We start from the raw sequence: 18,064 nt of genomic DNA on the forward strand, positions 1-18,064 counted from the left end.
GGCTTTTCCCAGCATTCGGGCGTCGTCATCTGCGCCGATGGATCGGACGATGCGGCCAGGCGGCTTGAACGCGTGCTCTTCAACGACCCGGCAACCGGCGTCATGCGGCATGCCGATGCCGGTTACGAGATCGCCCTCGATTGCGCAAAGCAACAGGGACTGCGCCTGCCTGGAATTCTCGGGAACTAAAAAGACAAAGCGGCGCAGGCAGAAAACTGCGCCGCTTGTCAGATTGCAGAGGACGGCCGCGCGGATTTGATCCGGAGCCCGGTTATGTTCGAAACGCATGAGAGCGGGCCATGAACCCCGACTGAATAATCTCTTCAGCTTCCGTTCCGGCGGGACCGTCTAAAACAAAGACGTTCAACCGCGGTCCTATCCGCCTGAGGAGACAGTCATGATCCGGAAGTCTTTCATTGCAAGTGCACTCGTTGCTCTCGTTGGCATCGCTGCCGCGGCACCCGCCATGGCCAATGATGTGCGCATCGAACAATATGGCTGGTCCAACTCTGCCGGTGGCGCGCAGGAAGGTTATGGCAACCGGATCCGCACCTACCAGAATGGCGGTTACAACCGGATTGTCGGCCATCAGTATGGACGGCAAAACCTTTCGGCCGTCGGTCAGGAGGGGCATGATAATTACGGCTCCACCTATCAGAACGGCAGCCGCAACGTGGCCGGCATCGGGCAATTCGGCTCCAACCACACCACCATCCTCACCCAGGACGGCAACGGCAATATCGCGGCCGGTGTTCAGGTGGGTCGTGGCTGCAGCGCCAATGTGAGCCAGGGCGGCAACGACAATGTCGCGGCCTTCGTGCAGGCCTGCCCTTAAGCAGTCCGCAATGACGTGAACGGTCGAGATCGAGATATCAGATCGTCAGGGAGACGAGCCATGCCCCATACCCTCAGACATCCGCGCCGTCTGGCGGCGATCCTTGCAATGGCCCTGCTTCCTTTCGGCGCCGTTGCAGCCATATCGACTGCAAAGGAACCGGCCGAAGGGCAGCGTTGCGAGATCAGAGCAACACCGCAGGCCGGCATGGTAAGGCTGGAAGCCGTCACGAAGGGTGACGCCGGTGGCGGCGGGACCTACTCCTTTCACGTCGAAAAATCGGGCGGCAGCGGGCGTTCCGTCATCAATCAGGGCGGCGATTTCGACGCCGCTGCCGGACGTTCGCAATTGCTGAGTTCTGTGACGCTCGATGCGAAGGGAGCCCGCTACAAGGCGGTGCTCGATCTCGTGATCGACGGCAGGAGCTTCAGTTGTACGAAGCAGATTGGCGGCGATTAGGCTGCCGTCGTGTCGTATATTTCAAGAGACAAGGGCGCCGGTTTCGGCGCCCTTTTCTTTTGATCGTGCCGAGCCGCTGAACGACATGTGAATGGGCAATTCCGATCTGGTTCAGTTGCCAGATGCGACAGTGGATCATCGGCAAGACGCTGACAGATGGGAGACAAAAATGACCCGCAACATATTGAAACTTGTTACCATTCCTTTGCTTGTCGGTAGCCTCGCGCCAATCGGGCTTTCAACACCCGCTCATGCCGGCGGACGGATTTCATTCGACCTTGCGCCGGGCAATACAGCGGATGGTGATCTTCTCTCGACCGGGCTGCGCGCCTATTCGCTTTACCGTGGCCTGAAGGATGCCGATATCCGGCAGCTTGGCCGTGGCAACGCCGCCGGCATCGCCCAGAATGGCGGCGGTAATCTCGGTTTCATCCGGCAACGGGGCAACGGCCATGCCGCAACATTGCAGCAGAATGGCAACAACAATGCCTATGGCATTTTCCAGTATGGCCGCAACACGCAAACCAATGTTGTACAGGATGGCGACAATGGCAGCGGCCTGACCTTCAGCTATGGCTGGTAAGGAAGGCGGTCTATTTTATCACAGGCCGGTCTTTGCGTTGCCTTGCCACGCGGTCAAGGGTCTATCGGGAAGGCGAAGCCGGCCTTGACGCGGTCCATGACGACCATCGTCTTGAACCCCTTGATATCGTGGTTCTCGTAAAAAAACCGGCGGGTGAAGGCCTCGTAGTCCTCCATGTCCTTGGCCGTGATAACCAGAATGAAATCGGCGTCACCCGTCACGTAATAACCGATCATCACCTCCCGCGTGGCGCGAATGGCGGCCTTGAAACGGTCGACAATATCGGCCCTTTCTCGCTCCAGCGAGACAAGAACGATCATGGTGATGCCGCGCCCGACAGCCTTGGGCGAAACGATTGCCACATCGGCTTCGATCACCCCCTCATCACGCAGGCGCTTCAAGCGACGCTGGCACGCGGTTGGCGACAGGTTGACGATTTTGGCCAGTTCTTCCGATGTCAGGCGATTGTTCTTCTGCACGGCGTCAAGCAGCGCCCGGTCGGCTCGGTCAATATGGGTCATGCGGGATTCCTGCATATGAATATCAAACTAAGCATTATTCCTGCGTCAAAGCGCGCTTAAATGCCGCCGATCAATCATGCAGCGCAGTTAAGCTTCTGGCAAATGAAAAGGGAACTTGCCGATGGAAGCTATCGCCAGCGCAGCGCTTAAAAACCTTCACCGACCGGAGCTGATCGAGAATCGTGCCTTTCTGGACGGGCAATGGGTGGCGTGCAAGGAGACGCTGGGCGTTGTCGATCCGGCAAGCGGAGATCATCTGCTCGATGTCTCTTCCTGCTCCCTGAATGACGTGGACGCCGCAGTCGAGGCCGCCGGCAGAGCATTTCTCCGGTGGCGGGACATGCTGCCCGTCGAACGCGGCGATATCCTGCGGGCATGGGGCCGGCTGATGCGTGACAATGCCCGCGACCTCGCTGTTATCATCAGCGCCGAACAGGGAAAGCCGCTTTCGGAATCGCTCGGCGAAATTTCCTATGCCGCCGCCTTTCTCGACTGGTTTGCGAGCGAGGGCGAGAGATCCTATGGCGAGACGATTCCAAGCCACCTCCAAGGCGGCAATCTATCCGTGCGGATGCAGCCGATCGGCGTCACGGTGGCCATCACCCCATGGAATTTCCCCTCAGCCATGATCGCCCGCAAGGCCGGCGCGGCCCTGGCTGCCGGCTGCACGATGATCGTCAAACCGGCCCCGGAAACACCGCTTTCGGCACTGGCACTGGCAAAACTGGCGCAGGAGGCGGGCATGCCGGCCGGCGTGTTGCAGGTTCTGCCGGGTGAAGCCGCACCGCTTGCGCGCCGCCTGCTGGAACATACCGAGGTGCGGGCATTTTCCTTCACCGGTTCGACCGAGGTGGGACGGCTCCTCCTCACGCAATCGGCGGCGACCATCAAAAAAGCCTCGCTGGAGCTTGGCGGCCACGCCCCCTTCATCGTCTTCGCCGATGCGGACCTTTCCCAGACCGTGAAGGGCTCCCTTGCCGCCAAATTCGCCACATCGGGACAGGACTGCCTTGCGGCAAACCGCATCTATGTTCAACGCGGGCTTTATGACCGCTTCATTGAGCGATTTGCCGATGCGACCTCCAGACTGACCGTCGGCCATGGCCTTGAACCCGGTATCGACATCGGGCCGATGACACGACCGTCCGTCGCCGAAAAGTGCCGTCAGCAGGTTGCGCAGGCGCTCTCTTCCGGCGCGCGCCTCGTCTGCGGCGGGCAGGATAGCCCGCTCGGTGGCAATTTCGTCACACCTACCGTGCTGGCCGATGTGACCGACGACATGCTGATCGCGCGCGAAGAAACCTTCGGCCCGGTCGCCGCCATCCTGCCCTTCGATGACGAGCGGGAGGTGGTCCGCCGCGCCAATGCCACGGAGATGGGGCTTGCGGCCTATGTCTACACCAACGACCTCGGCCGGGCGATGCGCCTGACGGACCAGCTGGAATACGGCATGGTTGCCGTCAACACGCCGAAATTCACCGGCGCGCCCATTCCATTCGGCGGCTGGAAACAATCCGGCCTTGGCCGCGAAGGCTCGCGTCATGGACTCATGGAATATCTCGAACCCAAATATGTCTGCTTCGGCAACCTGGCTGCCTGAAAGGAACTGCCTATGACCATCGACATCAAAAACATCGCGGAAATGGATCGAAATGCGGTTCTGCATCCCTTCACGCAGCTGAAGGATTTCGCCAGCGGCAAGCTCGGTGAACCGACCATCGTCGAGACCGGCAAGGGCATCCGTATTCAGGACGCGCATGGCAAGCAGCTGATCGATGGCTTCGCCGGTCTTTATTGCGTCAATGTCGGTTATGGCCGTACCGAGGTGGCGGAAGCCATCTCCCGTCAGGCCTATCGGCTTGCCTATTACCATTCTTACGCCGCCCACACGACGGACGAACTGGCGATCCTTTCCGACCGGCTGGTGAAGATGGCGCCCGGCAAGATGAGCAAGGTCTTTTACGGCATGTCGGGCTCGGACGCCAATGAGACACAGGCGAAGCTCGTCTGGTATTACAACAACCTGCGCGGCAAGCCGCAGAAGAAAAAAATCATCTCCCGCGAAAGGGGATATCACGGCTGCAGCGTGGTTTCCGGCTCCATGACCGGCATGAGCTTTTATCACGACCACATGGACCTGCCGCGCGCCGGCGTGCTGCACACCGGCGCTCCGCACCATTATTGGGGCGCAGAAGCCGGTGAAACCGAGCTGGAATTCTCAAAACGGCGCGCCGACGAACTGGAAGCGCTCATTCTGCGCGAGGACCCCGACACGATAGGCGCCTTCATTGCCGAACCGGTGCTCGGCACGGGCGGCATCACGCCGCCGCCGGAAGGCTACTGGCCGGCGATACAGGATGTTCTCAAAAAATACGATGTCCTGCTGATTGCCGATGAGGTGATTACTGGCTTCGGCCGTACAGGTTCCATGTTCGGCTCGCAACATTATGGCATCGAACCGGACCTGATCACCGTCGCCAAGGGCCTGACTTCGGCCTATTTCCCGCTCTCCGGTGCCATCGTCGGGGAGAAAGTCTACAGGGTGATGGAGGAAGGTGCCGATCGCGTCGGGGCCTTCTCCCATGGCTACACCTATTCCGGCCACCCCATCGGTGCGGCTGCGGCAAATGCCGTGCTCGACATCGTCGAAAAGGAAGACCTGCCCGGCAATGCGCGGGCCGTCGGCAGCTATTTTCAGGAGCAGCTGAAGGCGAAGTTCGCCCAGCTTCCAATCGTCGGAGAGGTGCGCGGCGTGGGCCTGATGGGCGCCATCGAATTCGTGGCGGATCGTGAAAAGAAGACACGTTTCGCCGCCGGCCTCACGGTGGGTGCGCGCGTTTCGAAGGCGGCGCGCAATGGCGGCCTTATTGCGCGCGCCATGCCGCATGGCGATATTCTGGGCTTTGCGCCGCCGCTCGTCACAACGAAGGCGGAGGTGGATGAGATCATCGCTATCGCCGAAGCCGCCGTGCGCAGCGTCATGGATGATCTGGTGCGGGCCGGCGAAAAAATCTGATCGCCAGCCTTGGCGTTCAACGGTCACAGCTGCTGCCCATTTCGACAGCAATGACGTGTCAACTGCGCCTATTTGCGGCGCAGTTGACATCTGCGCTGCATAAGGCTTCATCTTTTCGCAGAAGCATGCATAATGTCATGAAATTACCGTCGTCGAAAACGAGACAATTTCATGCGTCGTCAAGCCAATCCGCTCAGCTCCGATCCGGTTTCCGCAACCAAACCGGTGGCATGGCGGCCGACCCTGGCCAAGCAGAAAGGCGAAACGAAACATTCAGCGCTGACGGAGCGCATCATTGCCGATATCGACGCCGGCGTCCTGAAGCCGATGGACCGCATGCCGACCCACCGCGATCTCGCCCGCGAACTCGGCCTTTCGGTGCAGACCGTCAGCCTTTCCTACAAAGAAGCCGAGCGGCTGGGTTATCTCAGCGGCGAAATCGGCCGCGGCACTTTCGTGAAGACGCGGGTGACGGACCGGGCGGGCCGCATGATGCTCGATCACAGCCCGACCGAGGTGCTCGATCTCTCCATCATTCGCGGCGTCTATCTCGACGACCATGAAAACGCCTCGCGCGCCATCCTTCGCGAATTGGCCGATAGCGACAATTCGGGCTTCATGCGCCCTTGCCGGCCGGTCGCGGGCCTCGACAGCCATCGCGAAACCGCCCGGATCTGGCTTGGCATGATGGGCGTGACCGCCGGCGCGGAGCGTATTCTCGTCACCAACGGTGCTGCGCACGGCATTTTTCTTGCCCTGAGCTGTATTATCCGCTCGAACGACGTGGTTCTCTGCGAAAACCTCACCGACCACGGCATTATCGGCCTGTCGAACATTCTTGGCTTCAGCCTCAAGGGCTTGCCCACCGACGCAGAGGGCATTCTGCCGGACGCGCTGGAGGCCGCCTGTGCAGCCGGTGGCGTCAGGGCGCTGGTGCTCATTCCCACCCTCAACAATCCGACCGGGCATGTTTCGGGTGCGGAGCGCAGGCGGGCGATAGCCGCGATTGCCGAACGGTACGGCGTCTTTGTCATTGAGGACGAAGTCTATCGCCCGATCATCGAGGATGATCTGCCATCCATCACCGAAATGCTGCCTGATCTGGGCTTTTTCGTCACCAGCTTTACCAAGACGGTGCTGACCGGGCTGCGCGTCGGTTATCTCGTCGTGCCGCCCGCCTACTCCATCCGCGCCGCCTCTATCCTGCGTGTATCGAGCTGGAGCGGCACCTATCTCACGGCCGAAATCGCCACGCGCTGGGTCGAAAACGGCACTGCACGGCGGCTGCTGGACGTCCAGCGCGCCGAAGTGCGTGCGCGGCAAAAGATTGCCGCGGACATATTGGGCGACCATATCGCCTCGACCCACCCCCTCTCCTTCTGCGCCTGGCTAAAGGTTCCACCGCGCTGGACGGAGGACGGCCTAGTGCGTGCGCTCACAAACCAGAACGTCGCGGTCACGCCGTCGGAACCATTCATTGCCGGTCCCGGCCATGGCGGCGGCATCCGCATATGTCTCGGCGGTCGCCTCAATCACCCAAGCCTCGTCAAAGCCTTGACCACTGTGCGACAGACCTTCGAGCAGCTGCCGCCGGTCTACGATATCGGTTCAATCGGCTGAGGCAGCTGCCCGAAAATCATTGAATCATTACAATATAATAATTGACATGATTTTACTTCGCTCTCAACATGACAATCATGAAGAGCGAAAACCTGTCCATATCCGCCGATAAAAACCCGCTTCCGGTCTCGCTGGCCGCGATAGAGCAGGCGGCTGCACGGCTTGCCGGACAGGTGGAGCGAACACCATTGGTTCTCTCGGATACTCTGTCCGAACGCTGTGGCAATCCCGTTCATCTGAAACTTGAAACCCTTCAGCCCATCGGCGCCTTCAAACTGCGCGGCGCGATGAACGCCATACTCTCGCTTGACGAGGAGGCACGCAGGCGTGGCCTCGTCACCGCCTCGACCGGCAATCATGGCCGGGCCGTGGCCTATGCGGCCCGCAAGCTCGGAATTCCCGCCACGATCTGCATGTCGGCGCTCGTGCCGGCGAACAAGGTTGAAGCGATCCACGCGCTCGGTGCGGAGATCCGGATCGTCGGCAGGTCACAGGATGACGCGCAGGAGGAAGCGGAGCGCCTGACCAAGAGTCTCGGCCTGACCGCAATCCCGCCATTCGATGATGCTGACGTCGTGGCCGGCCAGGGCACGATCGGTCTAGAGCTTGTCGAAGACATGCCGGGACTGAAGACGGTGCTCGTTCCTCTTTCCGGCGGTGGCCTTGTGGGCGGTATCGCCGTCGCGGTCAAGGTGCTGAAGCCACGGGCACGGGTCATCGGCATTTCCATGGAGCGGGGTGCGGCCATGCAGGCGTCGGTCGCAGCCGGCCGGCCCGTCGCCGTCCGGGAGGAAGAAACGCTGGCGGATTCGCTGGGTGGCGGGATTGGACTGGAGAACCGCGTGACATTCGCGCTTTGCCAGGCACTTCTCGATGAGATCGTGCTGGTTTCCGAAGACGAGATTGCAGCCGGCATCCGCCATGCGGCGCGCGAAGAAGGTTTGACGGTGGAGGGTGCGGGCGCCGTTGGTTTCGCTGCCATTCTGTCGAGCAAGATCGACATCAGCGGCCCGACCGCCATCATCGTGTCGGGCGGAAATATCGATCCGGCGATGCACAGGACCATCATCGACGGGGGAGCCGCATGAGCCGCATCACCATCCTGACAGAAAAAGACCTCCGCGGTGTCATCAAGCTCGACCTTTCCGCTGTCGATTGTGTGGAGCGGGCCTTTGCGGCGCTCGCAACGCAAGCCGTTGCCATGCCGCCGATCCTGCGGCTCGATATTCCCGAGTTTCGCGGCGAAGTGGATGTGAAGACGGCCTATGTGCCGGGCTTTGACGGTTTCGCCATCAAGGTCAGCCCCGGTTTCTTCGACAATCCGAAACTCGGCCTGCCCAGCCTCAATGGCCTGATGATCCTCTTCAGCGCAAAGACCGGACTGGTGGAGGCCCTTCTCCTCGACAATGGCTATCTTACCGATGTGAGGACCGCCGCGGCCGGTGCTGTCGCGGCGCGGCATCTGGCCCGCAAAGATGCTTCCGTCGCCGCGATCTTCGGGGCGGGCATGCAGGCGCGTTTGCAGCTTGAAGCCCTGATGCTGGTGCGCCCGATCAGGTCGGCGCGAATATGGGCGCGGGACCACCAAAAGGCCGAGAGACTTGCGGGCGATTTCGCCAGCGAACACGGCATCGAGATCGCCGCTGTGGCCGATCCGCAGGCCGCCGCGCGGGGTGCCGATATCATCGTCACCACGACACCAGCCGAAAAGCCAATCCTCTTTGCTGACTGGCTGGAAGAAGGCCAGCATCTGACAGCCATGGGATCGGATGCCGAACACAAGAACGAGATCGATCCGGCCGTATTCGCCAGAGCGCGCTATGTCGCGGACCGGCTGTCGCAGACCCGCATTCTCGGTGAGTTGCATCACGCCATCGCCGCAGGCCACGCCGCGTCGGATCAGCACTTCGCCGAACTTGGCGGTGTCATTGCCGGCAAGGTGCAGGGCCGTGTTTCGAACAAGGACATCACCTTTGCCGATCTGACCGGCACCGGCGTGCAGGACACCGCCATCGCCAATCTCGCCTTTGCCCGCGCAAAGGAAGCCAAGAGCGGTCAAACCATCGAAAACAGCGTAAAAATGGGAGACGCAGCGTGAGCGTAACGCTGAACTTTACGCGCGAGGAATATGCCGCGCGCCTGTCCAAAACCCGCAAAGCCATGGAAAAGGCCGGGATCGATCTTCTGCTCGTCACCGACCCGTCCAACATGCATTGGCTGACCGGCTATGACGGCTGGTCCTTCTATGTGCATCAATGCGTGCTGGTACCGCCGGAGGGCGAACCGATCTGGTACGGCCGCAAGCAGGATGCCAACGGCGCCAGGCGCACGGCCTATCTCGCCCATGACAATATCATCGGCTATCCTGACCATTACGTTCAATCGACCGAACGGCACCCGATGGACCTGCTGTCTGAGATCATCGAGGAGCGCGGGTGGTCCAGCCTGACGGTCGGCGTCGAGATGGATAATTATTATTTCTCGGCCGCCGCCTTTGCATCGCTGCAAAAAAATCTGCCAAACGCCCGTTTCAAGGATGCCGCCGGTCTCGTGAACTGGCAGCGCGCGGTGAAGAGCCCGACCGAACTCGACTATATGCGCAAGGCCGGCAAGATCGTCGAGCTGATGCACAAGCGTATCGTCGATGTCGTTGAGCCGGGCATGCGCAAATGCGATCTCGTGGCCGAAATTTACGATGCCGGCATTCGTGGCACCGCCGAATTCGGCGGCGACTATCCCGCCATCGTGCCGCTGCTTCCTTCGGGTGCCGACGCGTCCGCCCCGCATCTGACATGGGACGACAAGCCGATGCGCTCAGGCGAAGGCACTTTCTTCGAAATCGCCGGCGCTTACCGCCGTTATCATTGCCCGCTGTCGCGCACCGTCTTTCTCGGCAAGCCGACACAGGCGTTTCTCGATGCGGAAAAAGCAACGCTTGAGGGCATGGAAGCCGGTCTTTCCGCGGCGAAGCCGGGCAACACCTGCGAGGACATCGCCAATGCCTTTTTCGCCGTGCTGAAAAAATACGGGATCATCAAGGACAACCGTACCGGCTATCCGATCGGCCTCTCCTATCCGCCGGACTGGGGCGAGCGCACCATGAGCCTGCGACCGGGCGACCGCACGGAGCTGAAGCCCGGCATGACATTCCATTTCATGACCGGTCTCTGGCTGGAAGACATGGGCCTCGAAATCACCGAAAGCATCGCGATCACCGAGACCGGTGTCGAATGCCTTTCCAATGTGCCGCGGCAACTCTTCGTGAAAGGCTGAGACGATGTTGAAGACCGCGCTTCGCCCCTCGCCGATCACGCCCACCGTCGATTTTGACGCGAAGGGCGTGCAGCACGGTCATCTACGGCTGCCATACAGCCGCGATGACAGCGCCTGGGGTTCGGTGATGATCCCGATCTGCGTCATCGCCAATGGCGAAGGGCCGACAGCCCTTTTGACCGGCGCCAATCATGGCGACGAATATGAAGGACCGGCAGCACTTTTCGAACTCGCCCACACGCTGGATCCGGCAGACGTGAACGGGCGCGTCATCATCGTGCCGGCGCTCAACTATCCGGCCTTTCGAGCGGGAACACGCACCTCGCCCATCGACCGGGGAAACCTGAACCGCAGCTTTCCCGGCCGCCCTGACGGCACGGTGACGGAGAAGATCGCCGACTACGTGACCCGCCATCTGATACCGCTCGCGGATATCGTTCTCGATTTTCATTCCGGCGGCAGGACGCTTGATTTCCTGCCTTATGCCGCAGCCCACGAACTGCCCGACAAGACGCAGGAGGCCCGGTGTTTTGAGGCGGTGGCGGCGTTTGCTGCCCCCTATTCGATGAAGATGCTGGAAATCGATGCCGTCGGTATGCTCGACACAACGGTCGAGGAGATGGGCAAGGTCTTTGTCACGACCGAACTCGGCGGAGCCGGCACGGCGAGCGCAAGATCGATCGACATTGCCCGGAAAGGCATCGTCAATCTGCTGCGCCATGCCGGCATACTGTCCGGTGCGCCGGTGCCCGCCCCAAGCCGCTGCCTGGACATGCCATCGAGCGATTGCTTCACCTTTGCCGAAGACGACGGGCTTGTCGCTTTTGTCCGCGATCTGGGAGACGCGGTCACGGCGGGTGAAACAATCGCCCGGGTTTATCCCGTCGGGAAAACCGGCCTTGCGCCGGTCGATTACCGCGCCTCCATCAATGGCGTGCTTGCCGCGCGCCATGTTCCCGGCCTGATCAAGGCCGGCGACTGCCTTTCCGTCATCGCCACGGTCACGGAGAATAGCTAGCCATTAGAAACATCGTGAGATCCGAAAACGGACCACGCAACCCAACCAGAGGAGTAAGAACATGCGTATGATCAGACTTGCCGGGCTTTCCGCCCTCGCCCTTACCATCGGCGTGACGTCCGCCAGCGCCCTGACCGTCGAGGAAGTCAAAAGCCAGGGCTACATCCGCGCCGCCACGGCCAATGAAGTGCCCTATTCCTACATGCAGCCAGACGGCACCTCCGCCGGCATCGGCCCCGATGTGGCCAATGCGGTTCTGAAATCGATGGGCATCGAGGAGGTCAACTGGACGGTAACGCCCTTCGGCACGCTGATCCCGGGCCTCAAAGCCCGTCGCTTCGATTTTGCGGCGGCCGAACAGAACATTTCGCCCGAGCGCTGCAAGCAGGTCGCCTTCACCGAACCGAACTCGTCCTATGGCGAAGGCCTGCTGGTGAAGAAGGGCAATCCGAAAAAGCTCACCACCTATGCCGATATTGCCAAGGACCCCTCGCTGAAGGTGGCGGTCGTGTCGGGTGCCAACAATGTCGACTTCCTGCGGGCGGTCGGCGTCAAGGAAGACCAGATCGTCTTCATCCCTGCCAATGCCGACGCCATCCCAACCGTCCAGAGCCGCGCCGACGCCTATGCGGCCACGGAGCTGACGGTTTCGGAACTCGCCAAGGGCCAGGCCAACGTCGAGCAGGTCAAGCCTTTCACCGACCCCGTCGTGAAGGATGCGCCAGTGCGCAATTACGGCGGTTTCGCTTTCCGGCCGGAAGATAAGGAACTGCGTGACGCCTTCAACGCCGCGCTCGTCGAATTCCGCAAGACCGACGATTACAAGAAAATCCTCGCAAAATACGGTCTGTCCGAACAGAGTATCGCGGCGGCGGCCGAAAAGAAGGTCGCCGATCTCTGCGCCGGCAAATAATGCCAGCCGGCGCCCGGCCAAAACCGGGCGTCGTTCCTCGGGAATTCGGGAAAACGCCAGATGGACATGACCGCCTATCTGCCGATGTTATGGCAAGGCGCCGTCGTCACCATGACGATTACGCTCGCAGCCCTTGTCGTCGGCACGGTGCTCGCCTTTTTCTTCGGCATTCTGCGCGTCGAGGGTGGACCAATCCTGTCGACCATCGCGCTTTGTTACACGGAAGTGTTCCGCGGCACCTCGCTGCTGGTGCAGCTTTTCTGGTTTTATTATGCCTTGCCGCTAGTCGGGCTTAGCTTCGATCCTATCACGACGGGGGTGCTGGTGCTTGCCGCCCATGCCGGCGGTTATGGCGCCGAGATCGTGCGCGGCGCGCTGTCTTCCGTTTCGGTGCAGCAGCTGGAGGCCGCACGCGCGCTGAATTTCACGCGGATGCAGACGCTGTTTCGCATCTCGCTGCCGCAGGCCGTTGTCGAGATGATGCCGGCCTTCGGTAATCTCGCCATCGAAACGCTGAAGCTTTCCTCGCTCGTGTCGCTGATCTCGATTGCCGATCTCACCTTCGCGGCGCAGTCGATCCGCAACCTGACGCTGGACAGCGCCAGCATCTATTCGATCACGCTGCTTTGTTATTTCGCGATGTCGCTGATCCTGATGGTCGTCATCCGGGTGATCGAACGCTTCGTGCGGCGCGGCAACGTCTTCCCGCGCACCCGCCATTCGTAAGGATATCGGCTCATGATGTATGGTTACGAATGGGACACGACCACCTGGCTCACCTACACGACCTCCATCCTGCCGATCATCCTGATCGGCCTGACAGTGACGCTGAAGGCGGCCGCCGCCGGCTTTACCATCGCGCTGGTTCTGGGGCTCGTCTTCGCGCTGCTGCGCCGCAGCCGCGTCAGGATGATCTCCTGGCCAACAGCGCTGGTTGTCGAATTCCTGCGTGATACGCCGCTTCTGGTGCAGCTGTTCTTTCTCTATTACGTGCTTCCGGATTTCGGCATTGTCCTGCCGGCGTTTCTGACCGGCGCGCTGGCGCTCGGCCTGCAATATGCCGCCTATACCTCCGAGGTCTATCGCGGCGGCATCGAGGCGGTGCATCACGGCCAGTGGGAAGCGGCGACGGCGCTTAATCTCACACGCATGCAGACCTATCGGGATATCATCATCCCGCAGGCCATTCCGCGCATCGTTCCGGCCATGGGCAACTATCTCGTCGCCATGATCAAGGAAACGCCGGTGCTTTCCGTCGTCACGGTTCTGGAGATGATGGGCCTTGCCAACATGATCGGCGAGCGCACCTTCGAATATCTGGTGCCGCTGACGCTTGTGGGCCTGATCTTCCTCCTTCTGACCATAATCTGCTCGGCAGGCCTCAGCCGCCTGCAAAGGGCGCTTCCAAAAGCAGGAATACCCTTGCGATGACCAACAACACCAACCAGCCACTGATCGAATTTTCCGATGTCACGAAACGCTTCGGCATTCTGACGGTGCTCGACCAGTTCAATTTCAGCGTGGCGAAGGGCGAAAAAGTCACCCTCATTGGTCCTTCCGGCTCTGGCAAGTCAACGGTTCTGCGCATTCTCATGACGCTGGAACCGTTCCAGGAGGGAAAGCTGACCCTTGCGGACATGTCCTACCATGAGCCAGGCGGAAAAGGACCTTTCAAGGCCTCGGAAAAACATCTGCGCCAGATCCGCAACCACGTCGGCATGGTGTTCCAGAGCTTCAATCTCTTTCCTCACATGACCGTCCTTCGCAATATCGTGGAGGCACCGGTGCGGGTTCTGGGCATCAGCCGCGCAGAGGCGGAGGCGCGCGCAATCGAATTGCTGAAGATGGTCGGGCTGGCGGATAAAAAGGATCATTATCCGGTGCAGCTTTCCGGTGGGCAGCAGCAGCGTGTCGCCATTGCCCGCTCCCTTGCCATGCGTCCGCGTGTCCTGCTTTTCGATGAGCCGACCTCGGCGCTCGACCCGCAACTGGTGGGCGAAGTGCTGTCCGTCATCCGCGATCTGGCTCATGAGCATGACCTGACGATGCTTCTCGTCACCCATGAAATGCGTTTTGCCCGGGAAGTCTCGGACCGAGTCTGCTTCTTCGACAAGGGCCGCATCTGCGAACAAGGAAAACCGGACGAGATTTTCGGCCAGCCGAAGGAAGACCGCACACGCGAATTTCTCGCTTCCGTCTTACGGTGAATTCTATAGTGCAATCAGTCGGCAGAGCTGGACAGAACCGTTCCGTCCCTGCCCTGCACGATTTCATGCGACGGAGCCGCGATTATCAACCACGCGCCGGGATAGTCGTTGCGAAGATGCCGGGGATTGTAACGAATATTGGTTCCGGCGGCATGGTGAAGCGTCCCAAACGTTGCGTCTTTTGACAGGACACCTCTTTTGATCTCGTGGAGTTTTTGCTCGCCATCAAGGGCAAGCGTCACCTCGGAAAGATCGAAACCGTCGATGTGAACGGTCTGGTCCTTAGCCGTATCGAGAACCCATTGATCGGAATCGACGAAGCCATCGATATAGACATTGCCGGTGGAGGCGCGCAGGGACGTGCTTTTCGGCAGGGTGATGCCATCAACAACATTGCCATCGGAAAGAGTGCAGTTGCTGAAAGCGGATATGCCGCCATCGGGGGAAAGATCGAACTCCACCGGTTGCGTCGCGTCGCAGCGCCAGCCGCTCTGGGTGGTCACGCCGTTGCCGGTAATCCGCATGGTCTGCGGGGTAAAGCCCACCGTTTCGTAGTTCTCGTTGGTTTTTATCGAGATATAGCGAGTGACCTCGACGGCATCGATATCCGCCACCCGCACCGGATGCGGAAACACGGCCCGGTCGAAGGCTTCCCTGTCGTTGGCAATGGCCAGTTCGAGTTTCGTGCCTTTAGGCATATCGATCTGGCCAAGGCGCGCCGGCTCGAGCAGTTCCGGCCGATGGCTTGCCGCCCTCTCTTTGTCATAGGCGCGCATCTGGAGATAAAAATCACCGAACCGAAAGAGGGTGAAAAGCGCGACGGCGGTTACCAGCCCATAGGGCAGGATCATCGGGCGCTTCCAGCGGCCCGCCACATATCGAACGAGCAGCGAGAGCGTCCAGACGATCCATATGAGGGTCGTGATGAGCAAGAAAGCAAGGAGAAGCAGCGCTTCGACGGACGGTAGTGCGACAGGGATCATGCAAACCAATGGTCTTGGGCGGATCGTTTTGATCCCGAAGAGACATCAGTGCTTTAGCCCACAAGCGGTTATCTTTTCAACTCGGCGATGGCGGGCAAACATAGCAGTGGCTGCCCGGGCGACAGATGGCCGCCGCCCGGTCGATGCACTTATGGGTCATCAGCCGCCAAGGACGAAACGGGAGAATGCCAGGGCATTGCGGGCATCCTCGTCCATTTTCGCGAGATCGGCGCCGCCGCTGAGATCGCGCCACACTTTGATGTCGGAGCCGATCGTGCCGCCGGTCTTGACGAAAGGCTCCATGACGACCGCGCCGGTGTAATTGATATCGCGAAGGGCGAGGCCGATTTCGTGCCAGGGCATCCTGCCCTTGCCCGGTACGCGGCGATTGCTCTCGCCGGTATGGAAATGCCCCAGCAACGGGCCGGCCGTGCGGATGGCCTCGCCAAAGCTGTCTTCTTCGATATTCATGTGGAAGGTATCCAGCATGACTTTCACGTTGTTCTTGCCGACATCCTTGACGAAAGCAACGCCTTCGGCCGCCGTGTTGAGCACGTGATTTTCGAAGCGGTTGAGGACTTCGATGCACAGGTTGATGCCGAGATCATTGGCGAAATCGGCAATGCCGTGAATGCCTTCGACGCCGCGCGCATAATCGCCCGCCTTGTCGACCGGCTGCGAATAGTCGATCGGCCAATAGGAATGCAGCGCGCCGCCGATGGTGTGGATGTCGAGCTTGGCGACATTGGACAGGGTACGTTCAAAAAACGCCTTGCCGGCTGCGCGAACCGCAGCATCTTCCGACGACAGGTTCTTGGTTTTCGACGGGCCGATGCCGGCGGTGAGGATGATGCCGTTATCCTTCGCGCTCTGCCTGATGACGGCGAGTTCGGCGTCGCTGTATTCATTGATGTGGTGGGCGGCGACTTCGATGATATCGAAACCGAGCCTGGCGACCTTCTCGATATAGGGGCCGAACTTGGCGCTCCACTCATGTTCCCAGTAGGAATAATAGATGCCGTGTTTCATGGGGGTCTCTTTCGCTTTTCTGTTTCGCTTGACTTTGGATAGGAAGGCGCAGCCCTTCAGGCAGGTTCAGGACGCGGGACTGCTGCCCGGATTTCCGATGCGAAGGTCCGGCTCCGTGCTTGTCGATATGATGAACCGGCCATTGGGGAGATCGTTTTCCTCCACCTTCCGGTTGATCTCACCCTCGCCGAGACCGAAGCTCCGCCAGCGGTCCCGCAGCCGCGCGCGCAGATCGTCCTCGTCGACATCAACGAAGATCGTGAGATCGAAGATCGGCTTGAGGCGATCCCATGGCGACTGGCCGGCAAGGAGATAATTGCCCTCGCAGACGATGATATCGACGGATTGCGGGATCAGGCGACCACCGGCGCGGGCGATTTCGATGGCGCGGTCAAAGACGGGGACGGCAACGACATCGTCCTCATTGGCCTTCAGGCGCTCAAGCATGTGGCGCAGGCCATGCGCATCGAAGGTATCGATGGCGCCCTTGAAGGGACGGCGCTTCATCTCTTCCAGAACGGCATCGTCATAATGAAAGCCATCCATCGGGAACAGTGCGGCGGACACGCCTTCGCCTGCGTTCAACGCATCGACCACGCATTCGGCGATGGTTGATTTTCCCGATCCGGGAGCGCCGGCAATCGCAATCATCACACGCCGGCCCTTTGACCCTTCCAGTCGCTGGAGGGCAAGGCCCGCAATCTCGCGGGCATTATCGTCAATAGTGTTCAAGGTTCTCGCCCCGATAATGAGTGCTTTCAGAAAACGCGGTACTGGTTTGCCTTGTCGCGCAGGAATGACAGCCCCTTGTCGAGAACCTCATCGGCGCTGGGTGCAACCGGCCGCCAGGTCGAAATCGCGCCCGCCATCTCCTTGGGCATCGCAGCGAAGCTTTCGAGCGTCAGCACACCCTTGAAGCCGATGGCCGCGAGCGCCGAAAACACCTCGTCCCAGGCAACATTGCCGCAACCCGGCGTGCCGCGGTCGCTTTCCGACATATGCATGTATTTCAGATGGTTGCGGGCAGCGATGATGCCATTGGCGATGCCCTTTTCCTCCATGTTCATGTGGAAGGTATCGAGATGGATGAAGACGTTGTCCGCACCGATCCGCTCCACCAGCGCCACCGCCTGTTCGGCGGAATTGAGCAGATGGTTCTCGTAGCGGTTGACGGTCTCGATGCCGAATTGCAGGCCGAGTGTTTTTGCGTGGCCGGCAGCCCTGGAGAGCGCTTTTGTCAGATTGTCATATTCAGCCTGTGTCGGCGGAAATCCGGTTCGCTCATTGGTGCCGCCATAGGTAACACCCGTCAGCGCTTCCGCGCCCATTTCTGCCGCCTTGTCGAGTGCGGCATTCAGATGGTCGATTGCCGCATCGGGACGTACGGACGCCCAGGCCGGCTCCGGCAGCACCAGCGAACAGACGGCGCGCAAGCCGTATTTCTCCAGCAGGGCGCGGGTATGTTTTGCATCGACGGCAGGGATATCGATAAGCGGAATCTCGATGAAATCCTGACCGTAATCCGCGGCAGCGGCGATGGACCGTCTGGCGTTTTCGTGGTCCCATTTGAGAGACCACATCATAGCGTGAACACCGAAGCCTTTCAC

Annotated in this window: 19 protein-coding genes and 1 pseudogene; 15 read left to right on the forward strand and 5 right to left on the reverse strand. The window is 60.3% G+C overall.

All coding sequences use genetic code 11. The annotated features are described in order from the left end of the window. From AC1ROR_RS22515 to AC1ROR_RS22530, 4 genes and pseudogenes are all read left to right on the forward strand, one after another. A pseudogene (locus AC1ROR_RS22515) lies at positions 1 to 189 on the forward strand (urocanate hydratase); the annotation flags it as partial. Positions 190 to 397: 208 nt separating this feature from the next. Further along, entirely contained in the window at positions 398 to 835 is a 438-nt protein-coding gene (locus AC1ROR_RS22520) for a curlin (protein WP_035225274.1), read from the forward strand. Between the two features lie 60 nt (positions 836 to 895). Then, positions 896 to 1,294, forward strand: coding sequence for a curli-like amyloid fiber formation chaperone CsgH (gene csgH, locus AC1ROR_RS22525; protein WP_498590794.1), 399 nt, complete (start codon positions 896 to 898; stop codon positions 1,292 to 1,294). A 169-nt stretch (positions 1,295 to 1,463) separates the two neighbouring features. Further along, positions 1,464 to 1,877: a curlin gene (locus AC1ROR_RS22530; RefSeq protein WP_035225277.1), complete on the forward strand. Its 414-nt coding sequence runs from the start codon at positions 1,464 to 1,466 to the stop codon at positions 1,875 to 1,877. A gap of 53 nt (positions 1,878 to 1,930) precedes the next feature. Here AC1ROR_RS22530 and AC1ROR_RS22535 read toward each other — a convergent pair whose 3' ends face one another. Then, entirely contained in the window at positions 1,931 to 2,398 is a 468-nt protein-coding gene (locus AC1ROR_RS22535; protein ID WP_498590795.1) for an Lrp/AsnC family transcriptional regulator, read from the reverse strand. Positions 2,399 to 2,519: 121 nt separating this feature from the next. Between AC1ROR_RS22535 and AC1ROR_RS22540 the strand changes: the two genes are divergently transcribed. The 11 genes from AC1ROR_RS22540 to ehuA all read left to right on the forward strand — a co-directional run bounded on the left by AC1ROR_RS22540 (position 2,520) and on the right by ehuA (position 14,445). Further along, positions 2,520 to 3,998 (forward strand): NAD-dependent succinate-semialdehyde dehydrogenase, encoded by a 1,479-nt coding sequence (locus AC1ROR_RS22540; RefSeq protein WP_498590796.1) that lies wholly within the window; start codon positions 2,520 to 2,522, stop codon positions 3,996 to 3,998. Positions 3,999 to 4,010: 12 nt separating this feature from the next. Then, complete coding sequence (locus AC1ROR_RS22545; RefSeq protein WP_498590797.1) at positions 4,011 to 5,414, forward strand: aspartate aminotransferase family protein; 1,404 nt, start codon at positions 4,011 to 4,013, stop codon at positions 5,412 to 5,414. A gap of 171 nt (positions 5,415 to 5,585) precedes the next feature. Further along, positions 5,586 to 7,034, forward strand: coding sequence for a MocR-like ectoine utilization transcription factor EhuR (ehuR, locus tag AC1ROR_RS22550; RefSeq protein WP_498590798.1), 1,449 nt, complete (start codon positions 5,586 to 5,588; stop codon positions 7,032 to 7,034). 68 nt (positions 7,035 to 7,102) lie between these two features. Next, the gene (gene eutB / locus AC1ROR_RS22555) at positions 7,103 to 8,122 is read left to right on the forward strand and encodes a hydroxyectoine utilization dehydratase EutB (protein ID WP_498590799.1); all 1,020 of its coding nucleotides are present in this window, start codon (positions 7,103 to 7,105) and stop codon (positions 8,120 to 8,122) included. Beyond that, positions 8,119 to 9,132, forward strand: a complete 1,014-nt coding sequence (eutC, locus tag AC1ROR_RS22560; protein ID WP_498590800.1) for an ectoine utilization protein EutC — start codon at positions 8,119 to 8,121, stop codon at positions 9,130 to 9,132. Before eutB ends, eutC begins: the two co-directional genes overlap by 4 nt. After that, positions 9,129 to 10,307, forward strand: a complete 1,179-nt coding sequence (gene doeA, locus AC1ROR_RS22565) for an ectoine hydrolase DoeA (protein WP_498590801.1) — start codon at positions 9,129 to 9,131, stop codon at positions 10,305 to 10,307. The genes eutC and doeA overlap by 4 nt, the downstream gene beginning before the upstream one ends. A 4-nt stretch (positions 10,308 to 10,311) precedes the next feature. Next, on the forward strand, positions 10,312 to 11,325 hold the full coding sequence (gene doeB / locus AC1ROR_RS22570) for a N(2)-acetyl-L-2,4-diaminobutanoate deacetylase DoeB (RefSeq protein ID WP_498590802.1): 1,014 nt from the start codon (positions 10,312 to 10,314) through the stop codon (positions 11,323 to 11,325). A gap of 61 nt (positions 11,326 to 11,386) precedes the next feature. Beyond that, on the forward strand, positions 11,387 to 12,238 hold the full coding sequence (ehuB, locus tag AC1ROR_RS22575; protein WP_498590803.1) for an ectoine/hydroxyectoine ABC transporter substrate-binding protein EhuB: 852 nt from the start codon (positions 11,387 to 11,389) through the stop codon (positions 12,236 to 12,238). A gap of 60 nt (positions 12,239 to 12,298) precedes the next feature. Further along, a complete protein-coding gene (gene ehuC / locus AC1ROR_RS22580; RefSeq protein WP_003521633.1) occupies positions 12,299 to 12,964 on the forward strand; it encodes an ectoine/hydroxyectoine ABC transporter permease subunit EhuC in 666 nt (221 codons plus the stop codon). A 12-nt stretch (positions 12,965 to 12,976) separates the two neighbouring features. Further along, the gene (ehuD, locus tag AC1ROR_RS22585) at positions 12,977 to 13,669 is read left to right on the forward strand and encodes an ectoine/hydroxyectoine ABC transporter permease subunit EhuD (protein ID WP_498590804.1); all 693 of its coding nucleotides are present in this window, start codon (positions 12,977 to 12,979) and stop codon (positions 13,667 to 13,669) included. Continuing rightward, positions 13,666 to 14,445: an ectoine/hydroxyectoine ABC transporter ATP-binding protein EhuA gene (gene ehuA / locus AC1ROR_RS22590; RefSeq protein WP_003521635.1), complete on the forward strand. Its 780-nt coding sequence runs from the start codon at positions 13,666 to 13,668 to the stop codon at positions 14,443 to 14,445. Before ehuD ends, ehuA begins: the two co-directional genes overlap by 4 nt. Positions 14,446 to 14,459: 14 nt before the next feature. On the opposite strand, the gene AC1ROR_RS22595 is transcribed toward ehuA, so the two are convergent. The 4 genes from AC1ROR_RS22595 to AC1ROR_RS22610 form a co-directional block, all read right to left on the reverse strand. After that, complete coding sequence (locus AC1ROR_RS22595; protein ID WP_498590805.1) at positions 14,460 to 15,428, reverse strand: hypothetical protein; 969 nt, start codon at positions 15,426 to 15,428, stop codon at positions 14,460 to 14,462. Between the two features lie 159 nt (positions 15,429 to 15,587). Continuing rightward, positions 15,588 to 16,457: a D-psicose 3-epimerase gene (locus tag AC1ROR_RS22600; RefSeq protein WP_498590806.1), complete on the reverse strand. Its 870-nt coding sequence runs from the start codon at positions 16,455 to 16,457 to the stop codon at positions 15,588 to 15,590. 66 nt (positions 16,458 to 16,523) lie between these two features. Continuing rightward, positions 16,524 to 17,189, reverse strand: coding sequence for a nucleoside triphosphate hydrolase (locus AC1ROR_RS22605; protein WP_498590807.1), 666 nt, complete (start codon positions 17,187 to 17,189; stop codon positions 16,524 to 16,526). Positions 17,190 to 17,215: 26 nt separating this feature from the next. Then, positions 17,216 to 18,064, reverse strand: a complete 849-nt coding sequence (locus tag AC1ROR_RS22610; protein WP_498590808.1) for a sugar phosphate isomerase/epimerase family protein — start codon at positions 18,062 to 18,064, stop codon at positions 17,216 to 17,218.

The organism is Agrobacterium sp. GW821-FHT14E08 (genome assembly GCF_058803865.1).